Source organism: Bacillota bacterium (assembly GCA_040754675.1).
In the GTDB taxonomy this organism is placed as follows: domain Bacteria; phylum Bacillota; class Limnochordia; order Limnochordales; family Geochordaceae; genus Geochorda.
The window spans coordinates 1-2,189 of the sequence record JBFMCJ010000643.1 but is presented as its reverse complement, the minus strand read 5'-3'; the positions used below and the strand labels follow the sequence as shown (position 1 = coordinate 2,189).

Genomic DNA, 2,189 nt, shown 5'->3' with positions numbered 1-2,189 from the left:
TACTTCTTGCCCTCGAGATAGATGTCGTACGCGTTCAGCGTCTCGTGGTGGGCCGGGGTGTACTTGTACCCCTTAACATAGCTGCGGGCAGCCAACCAGTGGTTCGGGCAAGACACGTAAATGGCCGGGGCATCCTCGACCAGCACGCGTTGCAGCTCCTTATAGGCCTGCTCTCGAGCGGCCGGGTCAACGGAAGTCTGCCCCTTCTCCATCAGTTGGTCGGCCACGGGGTTCTTGTAGTATGCGAAGTTCAGCCCGTTGCCGATGAACGACGAGTGGAAGAAGGAGAAGACCGCCGCATCCGGATCGGCATAGGAGGGGAAGTTATACACGGTCGAGAGATCAGGCACGGTCTCCGGCTTGGACAGCCGATCGACGAGCACCGGCCAGGTCATGCCCTCCGGCTTGATCTCGATGCCCAGCTCCCGGCAAGCAGACTGGAGGATCTCCACGGTGCGCACTTCCTCCTCAAGCACCGGGAGGTAGGCCATGGTCAGGGTGAACCCACCGTTGTGATAACCGGCTTCTTTCAGGAGCTGCCGGGCCTTGTCCAGATCCTTCGTGTACTGGAACACAGAAGAATCGTGGTACGGCATGCCAGCTGGAATGGGACCCCGGGATTGGGTACCGTGACCGCGCAGCACCGAGTTCACGTGCGCGGCGTAGTCGTACGCGTAGGACAGCGCCTGACGCACTCGCTTGTCCTTCAGCGGCCCACGGTGTGTTGCCATAAACACGAAATATTCCACCAGAGTGGGCGACTCGTGGATGCTAATGTCCGGGTTGGACTTGAGCGCTTCAAGGTCCTCCGCGGAGACATCCATGGCAATATCCACGTCGCCTTTCTCCAGCAACATCTTCTGGGTGGCACTCTCTTTGACGAAGCGCCACACCACCTTGTCTACGTGCTCCCCGTCCCACCCACGCCAGTAACCGTCGAACCTGCTGAAGACGGCCTCCTGTTCGGGCGCGAAGGAATCCAGCTTGTAGGGACCCGACCCCGCCTCGTGGTCACGCAACCAAGCCTGCCCGTCGTCGCCCTTGTCATTGGCCGTGACGAGCTTCTTGTTCAGGATATACAGCTTGGGAAGTGCAGCCATGAACGGTGCGTACGGCCTAGACAATTTGATCCGCAAGGTGTACGGGTCGACAACCTCGGTCTCCTCGTAGTACTGAAGCACGAAGGCAATGCCCCTGCCCAACTTCTTCGCACGGTCGAGCGAGAACTTCACGTCCTCGGCCGTTAGCTCGCTACCGTCGTGGAACTTGACCCCCTTGCGGAGCTTAGCCGTGTATACGAGCCCATCTGGCGAGACCTCCACGCTCTCGGCCAGTGCGGGCTCAGGCTCAGGGGTCCCCACCTTGTACTGGAGGAGCGCCTCGTACGCCAACCGGCACATGCGATCTACGGTTGAGTCGTCTGCCTGCACGGGATCGAAACTGGCGGGATGCTCGTTCTCGGCCACCACCAGTGTGCCGCCTGCACTGGAGCTGGGCGTGGGAGCGTGCTGCTTTCCGCCGCAGCCAGCCAGGGATCCTGTCAGGAGCCCGACGACCACAATAGCGGCGAGCAACCGTTTCTGCATAGTGACCCTCCCTTGCCAAATCACCTTAGTTACCGCCTAGACATGCACTGTTTGCTTGGTTGCCCTAGGCCACACTGAGCATCTCACCCCCATTTCTTTCTGCCCCGAAGCAAACCACCTTACCCACCTACAGGGAAGCACGCAACCGCTCCCGGAAGTCGTCCAGGTGGGCGTGCACAGCCCTCTCGGTGGCCTCGGGGTCGCGGCGCCGAAGCGCTTCCACCACAGCAAGGTACTGCCCGAGGGCATCCGGCAGTTCGGCCGCCTTCGCCCTCGTCACGAACATCAGGCGCAATGAAAGGGTGTGAAGTCGGGCAAGTGTATCCGCCAGGTAACGATTGCGAGTGGCTTGCTGTAGGATCCTGTGAAACTCGGTGTCTATGCGCACATGGTCCGGCGAACCCGGGGGCAGGCGATTAACTCCTTCAAAGAGTCGTTCTATCGCCTTCAACTCCTCCTCGGTGATGCGGGACGCAGCCAATCGTGCAGCCACCGCCTCAAGGTGCCAGCGCAACTCCAGCAGGTCCTGCACATCGGAGAATATGAGCTCACTGGCAAAGGTGCCGCGCCGCGGCAGAATGGATACCAGCCCCTCCGTAGCCA

At 60.7% G+C, this 2,189-nt stretch carries 2 protein-coding genes; both read right to left on the bottom strand.

The window, feature by feature from the left end; all coding sequences use genetic code 11:
- Positions 1-1,466, bottom strand: a 1,466-nt coding sequence (locus AB1609_21990; GenBank protein MEW6049106.1) for an ABC transporter substrate-binding protein, incomplete at its 3' end; no start/stop codon positions are given.
- Positions 1,467-1,713: 247 nt separating this feature from the next.
- Positions 1,714-2,189: GntR family transcriptional regulator (locus AB1609_21985; protein MEW6049105.1), on the bottom strand; the 476-nt coding region annotated here is incomplete at its 5' end.